We start from the raw sequence: 18,896 nt of genomic DNA, 5'->3' as shown, positions 1-18,896 counted from the left end.
CCGGAACTCTGCCTGTCCGGCTGCTTATTCTTATAAGTAAGAATCCTCTTTTCGTTTAATCACAAAGTTTCTGATTCCGTTATAGTTATCCTGTACACTTCTCTTATTAAGCTTGACGCCGGAGTTGTACGCAGCACGGCAGATCAAGTGTCCCCCGACAGGCGACGTAATAAAGATAAAGAGTATCCCGAGCAGAATTTTTGCGGAAATGTTCCCCGTTACAAACCACAAATAGAAGAAGACACCAAGCAGAATCATATTGACGCCTAACGTTGAGCCTTTAGAGGCAGCATGAGAACGTGTAAACACATCAGGAAGGCGAATTACTCCTAATGAAGCAACGAGGCACACAAGTGCGCCTACCAAAATGAATGCAGCCACAACGACCTTAGCGAATTCGATCATTTTCGATAATCTCTCCTTTCTCCAGGAACTTGGAAAATGCGATCGTTCCGATAAATGATAAAATCCCCAGCAGCAAAATTATATCCAGAAACGCACTTGTTTTCAGCAAAATGGAGACAAGCGCTGTGATCGCGATCAAGTTGATGCCGATTGCATCCAGAGCCACGACTCGGTCAGGCACAGTCGGCCCTTTAATAACACGAATGACATACAAAAAGGTAGACACTGCCATAATGCCAAGCGCGAGTTGCAGAATCAGCGTAAACATCAGCGGCTCACCTCCTGTATGGCTTTTTCAAATGACTCCCGAATATCAAAAATGGCTTTTTCAGCATCCTCAATATCCATCGCGTGAATATAAAGTATCGTCCTGTCATCTGAGATATCCATCACCAAGGTTCCCGGCGTTAACGTAATGAGCAGTGACAGCAGGGTGATTTCCCAATCTGTCGTAAGCTCAGTTTTAAAAGCGAAAATGCCGGGTCTGATATTCAGTTTCGGCGATAGGACTGATTTCAGCACACTGACATTGGCAAGGTACAGTTCCCTTAAAAAAATCAAAAAGAGTTTGATGATAGAAAACATTTTCCATAGATAAAACTGGCGAGTAAAAAAGCGCCGGAAGAAAAAGAGAGAGAGCATTCCCAGGATGTAACCTGTGAAGAATCCTGCGGCGCTTGGACTATTGCTCAAGAACATCCAGCAAAAAGCGAGAAACACATTTAATAAAATTTGAAATGCCATGCGATCTACTCCTTCAAAACAGCTTCAATATATTTTTCCGGATTCAGCAACGTCTCGGCCGCTTGATCAACGTAAGGAGACACCCATTCTGTACCCAATCCGAAGAGAAGAGACAGTAAGAGAAAAATAGCTGCCGGATAAAGAAGTCCTTTAGCGGTTCTATGATTTGGTTTTGGTGTTTCTTTTTCTTCGCCCCAAAACGCATGGATAAAGATCCTCAGCACAGAGTAAAGTACGAGCAGACTCGAGAGCAGAATCAGCATGGAAATCGTAAATTCACCTTCTGCGAAGCCGCCCTCCGCAATTTTAAGTTTGCCGACAAATCCGCTGAGAGGCGGGATGCCCGCAAGAGATACAGCTGAGATGAAAAACATCCACCCTAGAACAGGGTAGCGTTTGATCAGCCCGCCCATTTTGTGCAGGCTCGCTGTTCCTGCCAATGCGATCAGCGTCCCTGCCAGCATAAATAAAGCACCTTTAATCAGCATATCGTGAATCAGATAGTAAATCGCGCCTTGGATTGATGCAGGGGTATGAACTGCCACACCGAACAAAATCACACCCACAGCAGTAATAATGTTGTAGATCACAATTTTCATGACATTCGAATAAGCAAGTGAACCGATAACACCGAAAATTACAGTCAGTGCTGCGAGCCAATTCATCAGCTGATGGGTAAAGGCTGTATCGTGAATAAAAATCAATGTGAAGACTCTAGTGATCGCGTATAAACCGACTTTGGTGAGCAATGCGCCGAACAACGCGGAGATTGCCGCCGGAGGTGCGTAATAAGAGCCTGGAAGCCAAAAGTAAAGGGGGAAGATTCCGCCCTTCATGCCAAATACCAAAAGCAGCAGGACACCAATCACAGTGATCAGCCCGGTTTGCCCTGATTCGCTGATTTTCACACTAAGATCGGCCATGTTTAACGTACCGGTTACAGCGTATAAAAAGCCGACGCCGATGACAAATAAGGCAGACGATACGATATTAAACACAATATATTTAAGGGACTCCCGCAGCTGAATTTTTGTGCCGCCTAATACAATCAGCATATAGGAAGCAATAAGCAGGAGCTCAAAAAATACGTACATATTAAATAAATCGCCTGTTAAAAACGCTCCGCTGACACCGGCAAGCAAAAACTGAACGGCAGAGTAATAAAAGGAGCGCTCCCGTTTTTCACCGACGGAACGGAAGGAATAAAGCACAACCAATAAACCAATTATTGATGTTGTGAGAACGAGCAGGCTGGCAAATTGGTCTGCGACCAGCACAATGCCGTACGGCGCTTTCCAGCCGCCCAAACTAAGTGTCTGGATACCATTTGTAAAGACAGTCTGTACGAGTATGCCACTGATCATAATCCCGATTGCCGATGCCGCAGTGCTGAAGATCCGCATGAGCATAAGATTCTTCGTCATGAAAATCAGCAGAATGGCCGACAGAAGCGGGATCAGGATTGGCAAAATAACAAAATTATTCATGTTGATCATTTCCCCTCATTTGATCCATATCGTCCGATTTCAATTCCTGATAAGCGCGAAAGGCCATGACGAGGATGAATGATGTAACGCCAAATGAAATGACAATTGCGGTCAAAATCAGGGCTTGCGGAAGCGGATCGACAAATGATTTGGCATGCTCGCTCAAAATCGGAGCGGCACCTTTCTTTAATCCTCCCATGGTCAAAAGCATTAAATGAACGCCATGGCTTAACAGTGCTGTTCCGATAATGACGCGAAGCAGGCTTTTAGACAGCAGCAAATACGTAGCAGCCATAAAAATAATACCGGCTAAAACAGCCATTAAGATTTCCATTATTCTTCCTCTCCAATCGTTTGAATAATGGTCATCGTAACGCCTACGACAACAAGATAAACGCCTAAATCAAATATCGTCGCCGTGGCGAGCTCCGTTTTCCCAAGGATCGGCAGCTGAAAGTATCCGAATGCGTGGGTTAAAAAAGGAGCCCCGAAGACAAAGGAGCCAACCCCGGTTAATACTGCGAGCAGGAGGCCGGCTCCCGCGATATAAATGAAATTAACCGGCAAAATGGAACGCACGGTTTTTAAATCATATGCCAAGAGCAATAGAACGATGGAAGAGGACGTGATCAGTCCGCCGACAAAGCCTCCCCCAGGCGCGTTATGCCCCGATAAAAATGAATAGAAAGAGAAAAGCAAAATGATAAAGGATACCAGCTTTGTCACGGTTTGAAGAATTAAGTCATTTGTTTTTTGTTCATTCACCGCTTTTCCCCTCCTCTTTTACTTTTGTTTTAATCATGCTGTAAATGCCGAGAGCGGCAATCGTTAGTACCGCAATTTCAAACAATGTATCAAATCCCCTGAAATCAACGAGGATGACATTGACGACATTATCCCCTCCGCCGAGATCGTGGCTGTGTTTTAAGAAGAAGGACGAAATGCTGTCTTTTGTCCGCTGGCTTGATGATGCGATACCAAGCAGGGTAACGATAATGCCGACGCCTAAAGCAATAATAAAGTTCGTCAATCGGAACGTTCTCGTTTTCTTTTTCATCCTCAGTTTCGGCAGATGATAGAAGCAAAGCAGAAACAGGGCGACGGAAATCGTCTCAATAACCAGCTGAGTCAAAGCTAAATCGGGCGCTCTGAAAATCACAAAAAACAATGCGAGCGCATAACCGACGACACCAAGTGAGATAATCGCCGTCAGTCTTGATCTGGCAAAAACAGTTGCCGCTGTGGCGCTGATCATGACAAGCGTCAAAATAACTTCGTATACGCCGATTTTAGCCATGCCTTCCGTTGTAAAGGAAAATCCGCCTTTGATAACAAAAGCTCCGCCCATCAGAATGATGAAACCAGCAAAGATATACAGCAAATAATCCCTTAAAAACCCGGTCATATATTGTTTTGTGATTCGGTAGGACCCTTTCTCTATTAGCGTCACAAGCTTGTCGTATAACCGGTTGAGTGTGAGCTTCGAAGGAAACAGCTTATAGATTCCCTTCCACTTATTCAGCGACAAATATCCGATGGTGCCGATAACAATAATGCCTGCGGTCATCAGTACTTCTGTATTCAACCCGTGCCACTGTGAAATGTGAACATGGAATTTCTCATGGCTGTCCAGCAGTGTCGGATAGATCGAGTTCATTGCTGGCTCTATCAAGCTGTACGACAATATATTCGGGAAAAAGAAGAGACTGACAGCCAAAGCGACAAGAATGACAGGTGATACGAGCATGCCGATCGGCGCTTCGTGAGCCTGTTTTTTAAGCTGTTCAGGCTGGTAACTTCCTCTGAATGTTTTAAACAGCAATTTCATGCTGTAGATAAACGTAAATATGCTTCCGATCCAGGCGAGAACAGGGAATAGAATGCCCCATGTCTGTACGTTGAATAGATCGAAATGTGTCACGCGAAGCATGCTTGTGAAAAACATTTCTTTACTCAAAAACCCGTTAAACGGCGGTAGGCCTGCCATTGAAAATGTTCCGATTAAGGAAATCGTAAATGTAATCGGCATAATTGCCATCAGGCCGCCGAGCTTCCGGACATCCCGTGTGCCTGTTTCGTGATCGATAATCCCAACTGCCATAAACAAGCTTCCTTTAAAGGTTGCGTGATTGATTAAATGGAAAATGGCAGCCATGGCGGCAACTGTATAATATTCTGTATGGCCGTAATGAAGAGCCGCAGCACTGACTCCGAGCATGGAAATGATCATCCCGAGCTGGCTGACGGTTGAAAATGCCAAAATTGATTTTAAATCAGTTTGTTTCACGGCATGGAATGAACCCCAAAGCATGGTAAAGAGCCCGACGAGGGAAACGATCCAAAACCACTGAGCTGAAAAGGCGAAAATAGGGCTGAATCTCGCAATCACATAAATGCCGGCTTTAACCATAGTAGCTGAATGGAGATAAGCGCTGACAGGTGTCGGAGCTTCCATCGCATCAGGCAGCCAGATATAAAAAGGGAATTGCGCCGATTTCGTAAATGCTCCTAATAAAATGAGAATCATAGCCGGGATAAACAAATCGTGGCCGGCAATCAATTGAACCTGATGAATCATCTCTCTAATACTGAAGGAATCCGTTATCAGATAGAGGAGAATAAATCCTCCGAGCATGCACAGCCCGCCACTGACCGTAATCAAAAGTGATTTGGCGGCGCCGTAGCGCGATTTCTCACGCTTATACCAATAGCCGATCAGCAAAAAGGACGAAAGGCTGGTAAGCTCCCAAAACATGTAGAGAACCATGACATTGTCTACAAGAACGACACCGAGCATGGCGCCCATGAACATCAGTAAGTAGATGTAAAAGGGCCCAAGCTGTTCTTTTTCTTTCGATAAATAAAAAATGCTGTAAAGAGTGACCAAAGAGCCGATGCCTGAGATCAGTAGGGCGAATAATAATCCCAGACCGTCTATATAAACGGTAAAGTTAATGCCAAGTGAAGGAATCCACTCAAATACCGACCTCAGTGTTTCTCCAGATTGTGTCATCCTGATCATTGGGAGAAAGTATATAAACAGCAAGACGGGCAGGATCAACACAAACCAGCCCGTATGCACTCTTTTTGCGTATTTTGCCAAAATGGGGATGATAAAAGCAAATATGAAAGGCGATAAAATAGCAAAATGTAAGAGCTGCAAAGTTAGACCTCCTTTTTCTCATTCTCAATTGAAAAATGCGCTATGTACCAAATATACGGTCAAACGATCTAGTCCAAATTATATCGCACTTTTCTGCAAGCTGCCACGCTTCGAACTGCGCAATGATCTTTTACGAGTTCTTGTGACCTTAAAATAAGTCTAACAAAAATAATGTCATTTGTATATTTAAAATCATTCCTGATCAAGCTGAATGTAAGGAGCTGGTCATGTGAAAAGAAAGGTATTGATGTGCTCAAGTTTATTCTGCTCTGTATTTGCTGTGGCATTCATTTTAAATCAATATAACGGGCGCAGCGGTGCGGAGGCTAGTGAGGAGTGGGAGCTGTATTTATTGGAGCACCACCTCTCAGCCAGAATGAGTGAAATGGAATCAAGGGAGCTGCCGTTTGGCCCCCGGGAGTATATCCGGATTGTGAACAGATAAAAAAAGAGTTCCGCATATAACGGAACTCTTTTTCTGATTATGAAGTGAAAAAACGAAGCAGAATTGTCGCGCAAATAACTGTGCCTGCACCGCCGAGGCGGGTGGAAATTTGGGCGAACGGCATAAGGCCCATTCTTCCTGACGCTGATAAAATCGCAACATCACCAGTTCCGCCGAGACCGCTGTGGCAGCAGGTAACGATTGCTGATTCAACCGGGTACATGTTCATCAGCTTGCCCATAAAATATCCAGAAGCAATCATGGCGATAACGACTGAAATACAAATGAAGACAAACGGAATAGAAATCACAGATGCCACGTCATCCAATGGGATAAAGAGGATGCCGAGACCGACCATCAGCGGCCATGTAAAGCTTGAAGAAATAAATTTATAAAGCTGGTAAGCGCCATCTTCCATTTTTTTCGGAAGAATATTCGCATATTTGACAGCCGCTGCTGAAATAATCATTAAGATCGCGCCCGGGATGAAGATGAATTTCTCCAATAACCCGCCGAAAATAAAGAATGTACATGCGAGCAGAACGCCGGCTCCCATGAGTTTAAAATCGATTTTTGCTTCGGTTTCTTTTTGATTGAAAATCTCATTTGCTTTTTTAGATTTGACGAGGCGACCGTTGCCATTTAGATCTGGACGCTTATCGCCAAGCTTTTTCATTAAGGCAGCACAGATGATAGCAAAAACGTTTCCGATAATAGCGGCTGGTACCAGCTGAGACACATATACATCAGCGGATGAACCGAGTATTTGTGAATAGGCAATTGAGAGCGGCAAAATTCCCTCGCCTATTCCCCCGGCAATAATCGGTACAACGACAAAGAAAAAGGAATCGTAGGCACTGTAGCCAAAAATAAATCCGACGAGAATGCCGGCTGCAACTGCCGCGATTGTTCCGGCAACCAGTGGAACAAACATCCTGATAAACCCTTGTATTAAAACAGTTCTGTTCATTCCAAGAATACTTCCCACAACAAGACAAGCGATATAGAAATAAAGGAAGTTAGACGTTTTCATCAAGTTGGTTACAGCGTCTAAAGATGTTGAATTCAGCACATTGTAAAAGACTAAAAATGAAGGAACAAACAAAGATAAAATAGCAGGGCCGCCAATATCTTTCAATATCGGAATACGCTGGCCGATGTCTCCAAGAAACACACCTAGAATCATGATGATGGCGAACCCGCCAAGCATGTTTGCGGGCAGCTCATTGTAATAGGCAGAAAGAATAATAATAACAGCTAACACTGTGTATAATGGCAGAGGAATCACACCGATTTCCCAGGTCCAGATTTTTTGAAACAGGTTTTTCTCCTGTGGGTCTTTTTGCTCAGGTGAAATTGTCCCCGTTTTTGGAATTGCTCCCATGTCATACACCCCCATGTATTGTTTGTTACAGTCTACAAGAAAGCGGTAACACTTCATAGTTTTTTAAGTTAAAAAACTAATAAACAATTAAATTAAGAGGGACGTTTGGATTAGAAAAAAATCCCTGAGAAGCGTCTTCCCAGGGAGAATGTTTTCTCTTTTTTCCTATAAATAAGGCACGCCATTGGCTGTTGGCGCATCTGAACGCCCGATAAAGCCAGAGTCGTTCATACATAAGGCGGTATGTCTTTAAAAAGAGGGAGAGGAGAGCCGAGGGACTGCTGCCGTTATAGAAAAACACCTCCAAGTCTTATCCGTTTTCAAACTTGAAGGTGCTTTTTGTTTATCCCATCTTATGGGGTCAGTCCCGGAGTGACCAGTGTTTTTTTATAGGTATTGCTTAATTCCGTTAAGGTTTCCTGTGTTGACGTTGTACTGAAATACTGGTCTTCCGATAGTACCGTACGCCATTTCTACATTCAGAACCTGTATATCTTCAAGAAACTTCAGGTATTTTCGTATGGATACTTGAGAAATTTCTGTGTGCTTTGCCAAGTCTTCTGTCGTAAAAGATTCATTTTCAAATGACTGGATACTGGACCAAATCAGCTTCAGCGTGCTTTTTGTCAGGCCTTTAGGAAGCTGTACTTTTTCTGTTGCTTCTTTCTTTTGAAAAAGCTCGGCGTCCAGTTCTTTCTGGCTCATGTTGCGATGGGTTGAATATACCTTTTGTTTTCGTTTGTAATCAGACAGGGCAGTTTGGAAACGTTCAAATTCAAACGGTTTGATTAAATAATCGACAGCACCGTAACGAAGTGTTTTCTTGATAACGTCAAGCTCGCTGGCGGCTGAGATAACAATCACGTCAACTGCTTCATTTTGGGCTCTCAGTTCGGTTAGCAGTTCCAGCCCGTTTTTGCCCGGCATATAAATATCGAGCAAAATAAGGTCGATGTGATGCTCTCCTAAAATATGCAGAGCGCTTTGAAAGGAAGAGGCGATGCCTTTCAGCTGAAAGCCTTCTATTTGGCTTAAGTATCGTTTATTTAATTCACCCACCATGGGGTCGTCTTCAACTATTAGTACATTAATCATGATTTTCCTCCTTCGGTTCGTACGGGACGCGAAGACTGAATGTCGTTCCTTCATTCTCTTCGCTTGTGAGGATCATTTGGCCCTTTAAATTTTCGATGCTTTGCTGGGTAAAATAAAGGCCGAATCCACGGTTTTTGCCCTTTGTTGAATAGCCTTGTTCAAATACTTTGGCTTGATCTTTTTCAGACATGCCTGCTCCTGTATCGGTAATTTCAATGTCCAGTATGCTGTTATGAAAACGCATGGACATGGTAATTTGTTTTTTCGGCATATTGGCAACGGCGTCCAATGCATTGTTGATGAGATTTCCAATGATTGTAATGAGTTCATGGATGACTGAAGGGTCTGCCGCGTTCGGGATGACACCTTTGCATTTTATATCAAGATTTGCGCCCTGCTCCCGTATGAAGCTCTGTTTTCCGAGCAGAAAACCGGCCAGTACAGAGCTTTTGACATCATTTATAATTTCGCTTGTTTCTGACTTTTGCTGAATGGCAATATCTTTAATATAATCTCCAAGATCGTCATACTCTTTCAGCTGGACGAGGCCTAATATCACATGCAGTTTGTTCATAAATTCATGAGACTGCGCTCTCAATGCGTTTGCATACATTTTAACACCGGAAAGCTGTTCAGCTAAATGTTTTACCTCGGTTTTGTCCCGGAATGTCGCAATCGCTCCGACGGTTTGTCCTTTCAGTTGGATGGGAACTTCATTAAACACAAGCTCTAACCCGTTAATGCGGACGTCTCTGTCTTGAAGCGGTTTTTTTGTCTCAATGACCTTTTTCAAGCGGCTTTTCGGCAAGATGTCATTTACATCCTGTTCAACGGGATTCGTGTTGATGCCCATTTTCACGAATAGACGCTTTGCTTCCGCGTTGGCAAGTTTGATTTTGCCGTGTTCATCGACAGCAAGTATTCCTTCCTTCGTCGATTCCAGCATCGCGCTCCGTTCTTCAAGAAGAGTCGCAATTTCATACGGTTCGAGACCGTACATGATATTCTTTACCGTACGGGCAACGATAACAGCCCCGATGACACCGACGAAAATGCTGACGCAGATAATAAAGTAGAGCGGCCGTAAGCTGTGGCTGATCACTTCATCAATTTCATTTACGGTGATGCCGACCGCAACTGCTCCGACCTGTTTTCCATTCTCCGCATAGACAGGGACGAATGCTCTTTGCGATTTTCCGAGCGTGCCAGAGGCAGTGCTGATGTGGACATGGCCATTTAATACTTCCGATTCATCGCCGCCCCTGAATTTTTTTCCAATTTTGTTCGGGTCGGGATGGGTTTTGCGAATGCCGTCCATATCCATGACGACAACAAATTCCGTGCCGGTGATTTTCTGAACCCGTTTTGTGTAGCTTAGCAGCTCTTTCTGTTTTTTTCCGCTTACTAAAGCAGAAGCTGTGATTGGCGTCTCGGCTACCATTTCAGCAGTTTGCAGCGCAGTGGCTTTTTCCTGATCTCTAATCCGTGTGGTGGTTTGGGCACCTACTGTAAAAAATGTAATGAGCAGTGCGATTAACACAACGATACAAACAAATATGGTGAGTCTGGTTTGCAGTTTCAATGTTTTTTTCATTTAAAACTTCCTTACGTTTTATGATTCCTGCGTACTACTTTACTCTCAAAAAGCTGCTTTGTGAAGATTTGGGATCGTAATTCGTAAAAAGGAGAAAAAATGGAATAATTTATCTTGTCAATGTGTTTTAAGTCCTCCATAATAAATGAGGTAGATTATAGAAAGGGACTTTTTATATGAAAAATACTTATTTGACAGGATACTTTCCGCTGATTGCGATCCTGCTTTTTAGTTCGTCGTTATCCATTTCAACTTCACTTTATGCGTTGAAGCTGCTGTCCTCATTTGGAATGTATGATGGAATGCTTGATTATTTTTCAGAAAAAGGGATCAGGCTTGCGTTATTTGCTGCCTTTGCACTTTTATATTTTATGGTTCTGTCCGCTCTGAAATTAATTGCGAATACCGTGACTGAGCTGTCATTGCTGTTTTTTGCCAATGATCCGGAAGGGAACAACCTGAAAAAAATCAGAATGGGTTCCATGATTTATTTAGGCGGCGGGATTTTATCCTTTGTGCTCTTGCAAAATGCCATCTGGATTGTGATCTGGTTTGCGGTCGTCACCCTCGCTTACTTTGTGTTTATCGTATATCGGATTTATTCGACGCTTTCCCTCATGTCATTAGTCGGATTCATTCTATTGGAACTGCTGTTTTGGTTTACCTTTGTTATCGGTATTCTGTTCATATTTATCAAGCTTTATAATAGCATAATGGCTAGCTTACCTGTGTAAGCTAGCCATTTTTTCGTTTACGGTAAAAATCTTTTTTTTATAGAAGGGGAGGGGAGCATACACTCATCTTTTTTGCCAAACCACTTATAACGGTTTTTAGCTATGAAAGAGTAGGCCATATCTCTGAAAGGCTTCGGCACTGCGAAAAACAGGACAAAGAGGCGCCATGGGCCCCGCAGATGCCTGAAAACCTTAATGGCTGCAGTTGACTTTGTGTACACTTGGCCGTCTTCGAGAAAGACAAAGCTGTCAAAATGATCAGTCGGGAGCCCGCTTTTTTTCAGCAGGTTCTGTCCTGTTTCCGACTGCAGCGATGTAAAAGAAATCAGTCCGTCTGGATCACGTTTAATGATAAACTGCACGGCGCCATTGCATAAATTGCATACGCCGTCGAACAGCAAAACGCGATTTGGAAATTGTTCTGATGCCACGCCAGATCCCTCCGATCCTTTAATAAGCCGCTTGCAGCGTTCCTTTAAAGATGGAAAGCTGTGGGCTGATGCTGTGAAGATACTCAACGCTGCTCGGTGTATCTTTTCCGACCCAGACACCCATTGTGTACGTATCTGTCAGGCCGACAAACCACATATCGTGATAATCATTTGATGTTCCTGTTTTACCGCCGATGTAAGGCGCTTTAAAATATGCTTTTTTCCCTGTCCCGCTTTTCACAACGGAAGACATTAGTTTTTTCAGCTGCATGTTTGTGCGGACACTGAATATTTGAGTCGATTTATCATTCCATTTATAAAGCGTTTTTCCTTTAAGGTCAGTCACCTTTGTAATCGCATGGCTCGGCGTATAGCTTCCGCTATTGCCGAATGTCGTATACGCCTTTGTCATCTCAAGAGGCGTCATGCCGTTTGTAAATCCGCCAAGCGCGGCAGGGAGAAGATAGTCGCTGTCGACAAGCTTGGCAAAATGATACGGCTCAATATAACTGAATGCTTTTTGGATGCCGACACGGTCCAGCATTCTGATGGCCGGTGTATTATATGAATTTTTAAATGCCGTGTCGAGCGTCACTGTCCCGTACGTACGGTTATTGTAGTTTTGCGGACAGTAATCTCTGCTGCAAAACTTGCTGGCATCAATGGTGCTGCTTGCTGTCGCGCCGGTCTGTTCAATATAAGGGCCGTAATCAAGAAGCGGCTTAATAGATGAACCCGGCTGTCTGTATGCCTGATAGGCGCGGTTAAAGTCATATTTTTGATAGTTTTTCCCGCCGGATAAAGCGATGATTTGATGCGTCTGGTGATTAATCACAGCCGCTCCGCCCTGTACGTCCGCATACGGGAGCTTGGCATTCATTTGTGCCACAACCTGATTTTGCATATACGGATCAAGTGCAGTATAAATTTTTACGCCGTCTTTCATCAGAGTGCTGACTCTTGCGGACAGCTCGTTTTCAATTTTTTCTTTTTGTTTCCCTGACGCTTTTTGAAGACGCTTATCATAGCCTTCTGATTCAGACACCAGTTGAGTGAATTCATCATTGACATAGGAAACGTAGTCCGGATATTTGTCTTCTCTCTTTTCAACATCCAGTTTGATTTTTTGTTTGACAGCTTTTTTCAGCTCTTTATCCGTAATGATCCCGGCATCTTTTAACCCTTTAAGCAAACGTTCTTGACGGTTTTTCGTGTAGTCAAAATGCTTGAGAGGATCATATAATGTAGGGTTATTAGGTATTGCACAGATAAAAGCCATTTCTCCCACTGTGAGAGATTTCAGCGGTTTGCTGAAATAGAATTCAGCCGCTGAACCGACGCCGTACACGCCATTGTTAAAGTAAATGGTATTTAAGTAAGCTTCAAGAATTTCATTTTTCGTATACTTTTTCTCTAGCTGATAAGAATACGCGAGCTCAGTCAGCTTTCGGCTGAAGGAGCGTTCATGGCTTAAATACAAGTTTCTTGAAAGCTGCTGTGTGATGGTGCTTGCGCCCTGATCAATTTTCTTGTCTTTTACGTTAGAAGCGGTTGCCCGCACCATTCCCATAAAGTCAAAGCCTTTATGTTCGTAAAAATGCCGGTCCTCAGACGTTAAGAAAATCTGTTTGACTTCCTCTGGAATCTTGTTAAATGGAACGAGCACGCGGTTTTCATGATCGCTGACAATTTCCGAGACCAAGGAGCCGTCCCTGTCATACATGTAGCTGTTCTGAACTAGGCTGATATCTTTCAGATTAATATTTTTATCAAGCACCTGATCCAGGGATCTCATTTGTTTTACTTCTTTTCCGGAAGCGATAACTGTAAATGCAAACAATGGGATTATGCAAAGGAGCAAAATCCATCCGATTATTTTTCGTAACATGGTCACTCTCTTTTCTCCTAAATTCTAGCCATATCGTACCATTCTTTTGAGTTTACGAGAAGGTTAAATTTAGAAGATTCCACAGTTTTTTTCTGATAATCAGCTTGCTTTGGCATAAGAATCTTTCCGGAATTTCTGCATGATCCAAAGCATGCAGGCGCCGGCGAAAAAGAGAAATGCTTGACATAAAAGGCGGCTGAAATTGTAAAATGGCTCGATATAATTCCGCCCAGAAGAGGCCCGAGCACGTTTCCTAAAAAGCGAAAGCTGACATTGTAGCCGAGAACTTCTCCTTGAATGCTGCCGGGAGCCTGAACGCGGATCGCTGCCGTGATGCATGGCAGCAAACCGCCCATCGCCAATCCGAATAAAAATCTGAAAACAAGGAGCACATTAAGTGAGGACGCGAGCGCCTGCGGAATAAAAAAGAAAGAGGCGGCAAGTAAAAGTCCGATTAAAATGCGGCGGTGGCCGTAGCGGTCGCCCAGATCACCCCATTTTCTAGCCAGCAGCAAACTCCCGAGCCCCGTTGCTGAAAATGCCATACCGGAGAAAAAAGCCAAATTGACAGGTCCGTGCAGCTCATTTACATATAAAGCGAGCAGCGGCTGGATACTGAAATTGCCTGTTTGAATCAGCATGGTTAACAGCATCATGACCCAAAGCGCCGGCTGGTGAAAAATATAGGAGAGCACTTCTTTTCTCGTGTAAGACGTACGTTTGGCTGTCTTCTCTGCAAGAGGCTTTTCTTTGACACCGAATAACACGAGAAGCACTGATAAGAAAATCACAAAGGATGTGATAAAAAAGGTATACGTAAAGCCGAAACGATCAGCAAGCAAGCCTCCCAAAAGCGGGCCGAACAAGCTTCCGGACACTTGCCCCATTTGCAGCGTACCGAGGGTTTTACCGGCTGAGCTCTTCGGAGTCTGTGCCGAAATCATCGCAAGAGATGTCGGGATGAATCCGGTTACAAGCCCCATTGCCATACGCAGAAAAAACAATTGGTACACCGATGTAACAAAGCCCATTAATAAAATACTGAGGGCAATGCCCGTTCCAGTTGCCATAAGTATTTTCTTGTATCCGCGTTTGTCTCCGAACCGCCCCCAAAACGGGGATACCAAAAATGCCATGAGAAATGTAATGCCGAAGACATAGCCGCTCCACCTTTGCACAAAGCCGTTTGAAAAAGTGCTGAGCGTCTCAATGTATAAGGAGAGAAAAGGAACAATCATCGTTGTGCTGGCAGAGACAAAAAAATTGGCCAGCCACACAATGACAAAGTTTTTCTTACGGATAGAAATAACATCACCTTCTTATTATTTCGGGTTCCTTATTAATTATAAAGAAACGGTTCACAATTTAAAAGAAACAAAGCGGCTGGGAAAATTCATTATTTTTAGAAAATGAAGAAAGGTCGAGAAGGGAAATAGATATACTATAAAGATAGCAATTTCTGATCGGAGGAAAGGTAGGTGTAAAAAAGGTGACGACAAACAGCTTACTCATTATTGATTTCGAATTTACGATGCCCGACGGAAAGTACAGTCCGCAAAACTTTTTCCCGGAAATCATTGAAGCAGGAATTGTAAAATCGATTGATGATGAAGTAGTTGAGACGTTTTCTAGCTATGTCAGACCGAAAAAATTCCCGAAGTTGACGAAACGCTGCAAATCATTTTTAAAAATAACTCAAAAGCAGGTAGATGAGGGGATGAGGTTCGAAGATTTTATTCATAAACTAAACGAGCTTGATCCTGAGAAAAACAGCACGATTATAACGTGGGGAAACATGGACATGAAAGTCCTGAAGCAAAACTGTATGTTTAACCATATTCCTTTCCCATTTAAAGGAGAAATGAGAGATTTATCGCTTGAATACAAAAACTTTTTTGGAGACCGGACACTTACGGGGTTATGGAAAGCTGCCGAAGAGTATGGAGATGCCGGAACCGGCACCCATCATAAAGCGCTTGATGACGCCCTCACTGCTTATAAGCTTTTTAAGCTTGTTGAGCAGGATAAGCAGTATCTCGAAAAGCCAAAACCTCCGACAATCGGCGAAAGAATCGATTTATCCGAACTGTTCAAGCGCGCAACATAAAAAACCCAATCTTTTGTCAGACTGGGCTATGGCCGGTTAAAATATTCTTTTTCTAAAACGTCCAGATTATTTAGGGAGCGCTTTGCCCACTCCGAACCATCTTCATTCAATTTGGCTCTCAGCTGTGCTGCCGCTTCCCGCAGAGATTCGGTATAATCCGGCACTTCACCATCATAGGGCTTCACCATATGATGGGGGATATTGGTCTGTTCGCCATATGCGAGCGCTTTTCTCTCATGGAAAAAGGGCACATCCGCCTGTTTTGGATGATGGAGGTCTCCTTGAGTGGGATGGGTGAGAACCGCTTTAATTTTCACTAAATAATGCTGTGGCCTGCAAGCGGTAACTTCTCCTATGTATACACCTGTTTTGTAAAATCCTTTAACGATAGAGCCAGTCTCAAACGTGCTCATCTTTCATCACCTCGCATTTATTCTATAAAAGTTCCAATCGATTTGCTAGTGAGGAAGATCAGCGGGGAGCTTAATTGTTACCGTGGTGCCTTTTTGGAAGCTGCTGTTAAAAGAAATGGTTCCGAGATGATGTTTTATAATTGAAAAGGTCACGGTAAGCCCGAGTCCTGTTCCGTTCGTTTTTAATGAGTAATAAGGTTCGCCGAGTTTTTGCATTTGATTGTCTGTCATGCCAACTCCATTATCTGAGATGTGAATCATAATCGTTTGGCCGTTTCTTTTGGCTGATATGTGGATTAACCCCTCCCCATGGGGAACGGCTTCTATGCTGTTTTTCATTAGGTTGATGACAGCCTGCTTCAGCTTTGTTGCATCTCCGTATATGAAGAGGCCCGGCTCTGCTTCAGACTCGACGGTGACAGACTTGTAATTGGCATATGAAACCATAAGTGAGCTTGTTTCTTTAATAAGAGCTGATAAATCAAAAACCTCTTTTTCATACAATTGCTGTTTGGCCATATCGAGATAGTTTGTAATAATGTCTTGCGCCCTATCAAGCTCTGACAGTACAAGCTTTTTGTAATCCGCGCCCGACTTATTTTGAAGAGTTTCGTCATTGAAAAGCAGCTGGACAAACCCGCGGACAACTGTCAGCGGATTCCTGACTTCATGAGCGACGCTCGCTGCCAGTTCACTCACAATCGTCATTTTTTCTGAATGGATCAGCTGTGAACGCAGGGCGATATTTTCGGCGATGCTTTCTATAATATAGATGCTTAAAAGAAGAACGCTGGAGCGGAACAGCCCTGAGACAGCTGCCTCATAAAGTAATGTTTCTGATTTTTGAAAATTTGAAATATTCAAGGCAGAAAAAATCCAGCTGGAGGCAAAAAATAAGAGGATCTCTAAGCAGCTTATCAACAAAGACAGAACCAGTTTTTTCGCTTTGGACATGTATGGCCATTTTTTCTGAAATAAGATTGGGATGATGATGATAGTAAAAGGCAGCAAAGTGAAAACAAACATTGCGGAAGGTTCGTAAAACAGCAGTTCGAAACATAAGACAGATGCGGCGACTGTAAGCCCGGACGCGGTGCTAATGTAGAATAAACAAATGATAACAGGAATTGTCTGAAGGCCGTATTGTATGTAGTCCATTTCGTGAATAGGAAATATAATGCATAAAACGGAGGCGCTGCAGGCGAATAACGTGACCAACCCGCTGTTTATTTTGGGCACAAGGATCGTCGGCTTTCCAAGCCAAAATACTTGGTAAAGAAGAATAGGAAACAAAATAAAGCAGATATGCAGGAGATAGTCTTTTAGAATTTCCATTCGTGTGAAATCCTTTCATTTTAAAATATGTATCTATTATAACATTAAATATTAGAAGTAATGTATAAAATTCCTTTATAAAGAACGCCTTTACGAAGGAAGACGTAAAGGCGATAAACAGGAAATATTTTACGCTAAGGCTGCTTTGATACGGCGCAGGCCGTCCTGCAAGGTTTCAAGAGGGCATCCCGCGTTCAGGCGCATAAATCCTTCCCCGCCAGGCCCGTATTTCGTCCCGGGCTCTAAAATAACTTTCCCTTTTTTCAGCATCCTTTGCTGAAGCTCCGCGTCGGAAAAGCTGTAAGCGCTGAAGTCGAGCCAGATCAGGTAAGATGCGTCCGGCTTTATCATTTTAACTTTCGGCAGCTCGGTACTCAAAAAGGCTTCGACTTCGTTCGTGTTTTTCTCAAGGTAAGAGATCAACTCATCGAGCCAAGGTCCGCCTTTGGCGTAAGCCGCTTCGATCGCAGTGACGGCAAACGCGTTCAATCCGCCTAATCCGTTGCGCTGAAGGCTGGCGGAAAACTTGGCACGCTTCAAACGATCAGGAATAATAATTGCTGACGCCTGCAATCCGGCGATATTGAATGTTTTGCTTGGTGCAGCGCATGTCACAGATATCTCAGCGAAATCGTCAGAGAGAGAAGCGAACGGTGTGTGTTTGTTTCCGTACAGCATTAAGTCGGAATGAATTTCATCCGATACAACTGTAACCCCATGCTCAAGACACAATTCGCCGAGCTTCAGTAAATCCTCCCGTCCCCATGAACGGCCTGAAGGGTTTTGAGGATTGCATAAAATAAATAATTTGACGCTTGGATCACTAAGCTTCGTCTCCAAATCTTCAAAATCCATTGCATACGTGCCGTCTTTTTTTTGCAGCGGATTATGTAATATGTGCCGGCCGTTTTTCTCAATCATATGGTAAAAAGGCGTATAAACAGGAGGCTGGACAACCACTTGGTCTTCAGGCTCTGTGAAAGCTTGTACCGCCATGCTCAAAGCTGTGACAACGCCCGGGCTGAATGTGATGCTTTCTGGGTTCACCTTCCAGCCGTGCCTGTTTTGCATCCATCCGCACACCGCATCCTTTGTTTTTTGATCCGGAGCCGTATAACCGAAAATCCCGTGGTCGAGGCGCTCTTTTAATGCTTCAGTTATCGCTTCCGGCGCGCGAAAATCCATATCCGCCACCCACATCGGGAGTGCGTCTGTCACGCCGAATAATTCGCCTGTTTTGTCCCATTTGACTGACTGGGTTCCAAGGCGTTCTTCTCGTTTATCAAAATTCATTCTATTACCCCCTCATGTAGTTAGTTCTTCTTAACTTAACTATGATAAAATTGAACTGCAAATTTTATTATAAGCGGTGATGAATATGGAAGAAAGTCAAGCGGTCAGGGAAATGATCAAGATCATTGCCAAATGGGACCCGTTTAAATATGGAGAAGAGTTTTACGAAACAGAGGCTGTTGATGTCGTGCAGGCCGTCTATGATGAAGACGATCCAGACGTGCTGGCAAAAAGCATTCAGCAGATATTTGAAGCTTCTTTTGAACAAACGCTGCCGATTGACAGCTGCCGGGAAGTGGCTGGCCAGCTTTTATTCATTAAAGACAGCAGCTCCTGTACGCCTTAAAAAACCGGTTCTGTGGTCTTACCCCTGTCAAG

General features: G+C 43.6%; 20 protein-coding genes and 1 pseudogene. 5 read left to right on the top strand and 16 right to left on the bottom strand.

The window, feature by feature from the left end:
* Positions 1-30: 30 nt before the first annotated feature.
* Genes mnhG through MOF34_RS02105 form a run of 7 tightly spaced genes read right to left on the bottom strand, consistent with a single transcriptional unit; the run spans position 31 to position 5,799 of the window.
* Positions 31-405, bottom strand: a complete 375-nt coding sequence (gene mnhG / locus MOF34_RS02135; protein ID WP_268398263.1) for a monovalent cation/H(+) antiporter subunit G — start codon at positions 403-405, stop codon at positions 31-33.
* A complete protein-coding gene (locus MOF34_RS02130; RefSeq protein ID WP_268398261.1) occupies positions 389-673 on the bottom strand; it encodes a Na(+)/H(+) antiporter subunit F1 in 285 nt (94 codons plus the stop codon). The genes mnhG and MOF34_RS02130 overlap by 17 nt, the downstream gene beginning before the upstream one ends.
* The gene (locus MOF34_RS02125) at positions 673-1,149 is read right to left on the bottom strand and encodes a Na+/H+ antiporter subunit E (protein WP_019715550.1); all 477 of its coding nucleotides are present in this window, start codon (positions 1,147-1,149) and stop codon (positions 673-675) included. The genes MOF34_RS02130 and MOF34_RS02125 overlap by 1 nt, the downstream gene beginning before the upstream one ends.
* Positions 1,150-1,154: 5 nt before the next feature.
* On the bottom strand, positions 1,155-2,636 hold the full coding sequence (locus MOF34_RS02120) for a Na+/H+ antiporter subunit D (RefSeq protein ID WP_268398258.1): 1,482 nt from the start codon (positions 2,634-2,636) through the stop codon (positions 1,155-1,157).
* The gene (locus MOF34_RS02115; RefSeq protein WP_003220730.1) at positions 2,629-2,970 is read right to left on the bottom strand and encodes a Na(+)/H(+) antiporter subunit C; all 342 of its coding nucleotides are present in this window, start codon (positions 2,968-2,970) and stop codon (positions 2,629-2,631) included. Before MOF34_RS02115 ends, MOF34_RS02120 begins: the two co-directional genes overlap by 8 nt.
* Positions 2,970-3,401: a Na(+)/H(+) antiporter subunit B gene (locus MOF34_RS02110; RefSeq protein ID WP_019715548.1), complete on the bottom strand. Its 432-nt coding sequence runs from the start codon at positions 3,399-3,401 to the stop codon at positions 2,970-2,972. Before MOF34_RS02110 ends, MOF34_RS02115 begins: the two co-directional genes overlap by 1 nt.
* Positions 3,394-5,799: a Na+/H+ antiporter subunit A gene (locus MOF34_RS02105; RefSeq protein WP_268398255.1), complete on the bottom strand. Its 2,406-nt coding sequence runs from the start codon at positions 5,797-5,799 to the stop codon at positions 3,394-3,396. The genes MOF34_RS02110 and MOF34_RS02105 overlap by 8 nt, the downstream gene beginning before the upstream one ends.
* 229 nt (positions 5,800-6,028) lie before the next feature.
* Between MOF34_RS02105 and MOF34_RS02100 the strand changes: the two genes are divergently transcribed.
* Positions 6,029-6,244 (top strand): hypothetical protein, encoded by a 216-nt coding sequence (locus MOF34_RS02100; RefSeq protein WP_019715546.1) that lies wholly within the window; start codon positions 6,029-6,031, stop codon positions 6,242-6,244.
* Positions 6,245-6,281: 37 nt separating this feature from the next.
* On the opposite strand, the gene maeN is transcribed toward MOF34_RS02100, so the two are convergent.
* The 3 genes from maeN to maeL all read right to left on the bottom strand — a co-directional run bounded on the left by maeN (position 6,282) and on the right by maeL (position 10,317).
* Positions 6,282-7,628 carry a sodium/malate symporter MaeN gene (maeN, locus tag MOF34_RS02095; RefSeq protein ID WP_268398253.1) on the bottom strand — a complete coding sequence of 449 codons (1,347 nt, stop codon included), beginning with the start codon at positions 7,626-7,628 and terminating at the stop codon, positions 6,282-6,284.
* A gap of 387 nt (positions 7,629-8,015) precedes the next feature.
* Positions 8,016-8,723: a two-component system response regulator MaeM gene (maeM, locus tag MOF34_RS02085; protein WP_019715545.1), complete on the bottom strand. Its 708-nt coding sequence runs from the start codon at positions 8,721-8,723 to the stop codon at positions 8,016-8,018.
* Complete coding sequence (gene maeL / locus MOF34_RS02080) at positions 8,716-10,317, bottom strand: two-component system sensor histidine kinase MaeL (protein WP_019715544.1); 1,602 nt, start codon at positions 10,315-10,317, stop codon at positions 8,716-8,718. Before maeL ends, maeM begins: the two co-directional genes overlap by 8 nt.
* Positions 10,318-10,493: 176 nt before the next feature.
* Between maeL and MOF34_RS02075 the strand changes: the two genes are divergently transcribed.
* Positions 10,494-11,051: a YufK family protein gene (locus tag MOF34_RS02075; protein WP_019715543.1), complete on the top strand. Its 558-nt coding sequence runs from the start codon at positions 10,494-10,496 to the stop codon at positions 11,049-11,051.
* Between the two features lie 17 nt (positions 11,052-11,068).
* Here MOF34_RS02075 and MOF34_RS02070 read toward each other — a convergent pair whose 3' ends face one another.
* The 3 genes and pseudogenes from MOF34_RS02070 to MOF34_RS02060 form a co-directional block, all read right to left on the bottom strand.
* A complete protein-coding gene (locus MOF34_RS02070) occupies positions 11,069-11,482 on the bottom strand; it encodes a thiol-disulfide oxidoreductase DCC family protein (RefSeq protein ID WP_268398250.1) in 414 nt (137 codons plus the stop codon).
* A gap of 19 nt (positions 11,483-11,501) precedes the next feature.
* Entirely contained in the window at positions 11,502-13,376 is a 1,875-nt protein-coding gene (locus MOF34_RS02065) for a transglycosylase domain-containing protein (protein WP_019715541.1), read from the bottom strand.
* Positions 13,377-13,469: 93 nt separating this feature from the next.
* Positions 13,470-14,677, bottom strand: a pseudogene (locus MOF34_RS02060) (multidrug efflux MFS transporter).
* Here MOF34_RS02060 and MOF34_RS02055 point away from each other — a divergent pair.
* A complete protein-coding gene (locus MOF34_RS02055; RefSeq protein WP_032728291.1) occupies positions 14,580-14,783 on the top strand; it encodes a hypothetical protein in 204 nt (67 codons plus the stop codon). The pseudogene MOF34_RS02060 and the gene MOF34_RS02055 overlap by 98 nt on opposite strands.
* A 76-nt stretch (positions 14,784-14,859) precedes the next feature.
* Positions 14,860-15,477, top strand: coding sequence for a 3'-5' exonuclease KapD (gene kapD / locus MOF34_RS02050; RefSeq protein WP_268398246.1), 618 nt, complete (start codon positions 14,860-14,862; stop codon positions 15,475-15,477).
* A 26-nt stretch (positions 15,478-15,503) separates the two neighbouring features.
* Here kapD and kapB read toward each other — a convergent pair whose 3' ends face one another.
* The 3 genes from kapB to patB form a co-directional block, all read right to left on the bottom strand.
* Entirely contained in the window at positions 15,504-15,890 is a 387-nt protein-coding gene (gene kapB / locus MOF34_RS02045) for a kinase-associated lipoprotein KapB (RefSeq protein WP_268398244.1), read from the bottom strand.
* Positions 15,891-15,935: 45 nt separating this feature from the next.
* Positions 15,936-17,225, bottom strand: a complete 1,290-nt coding sequence (locus MOF34_RS02040) for a sensor histidine kinase (protein WP_268398243.1) — start codon at positions 17,223-17,225, stop codon at positions 15,936-15,938.
* A 129-nt stretch (positions 17,226-17,354) separates the two neighbouring features.
* Complete coding sequence (gene patB / locus MOF34_RS02035) at positions 17,355-18,518, bottom strand: cystathionine beta-lyase PatB (RefSeq protein WP_268398242.1); 1,164 nt, start codon at positions 18,516-18,518, stop codon at positions 17,355-17,357.
* A gap of 85 nt (positions 18,519-18,603) precedes the next feature.
* Between patB and MOF34_RS02030 the strand changes: the two genes are divergently transcribed.
* Entirely contained in the window at positions 18,604-18,864 is a 261-nt protein-coding gene (locus tag MOF34_RS02030) for a YugE family protein (protein ID WP_268398240.1), read from the top strand.
* Positions 18,865-18,896 lie beyond the last annotated feature (32 nt).

It is taken from the genome of Bacillus sp. T17B1 (genome assembly GCF_026796395.1).
Taxonomy (GTDB): domain Bacteria; phylum Bacillota; class Bacilli; order Bacillales; family Bacillaceae; genus Bacillus; species Bacillus spizizenii_A.
This window is presented reverse-complemented; position numbering and strand designations above follow the sequence as displayed.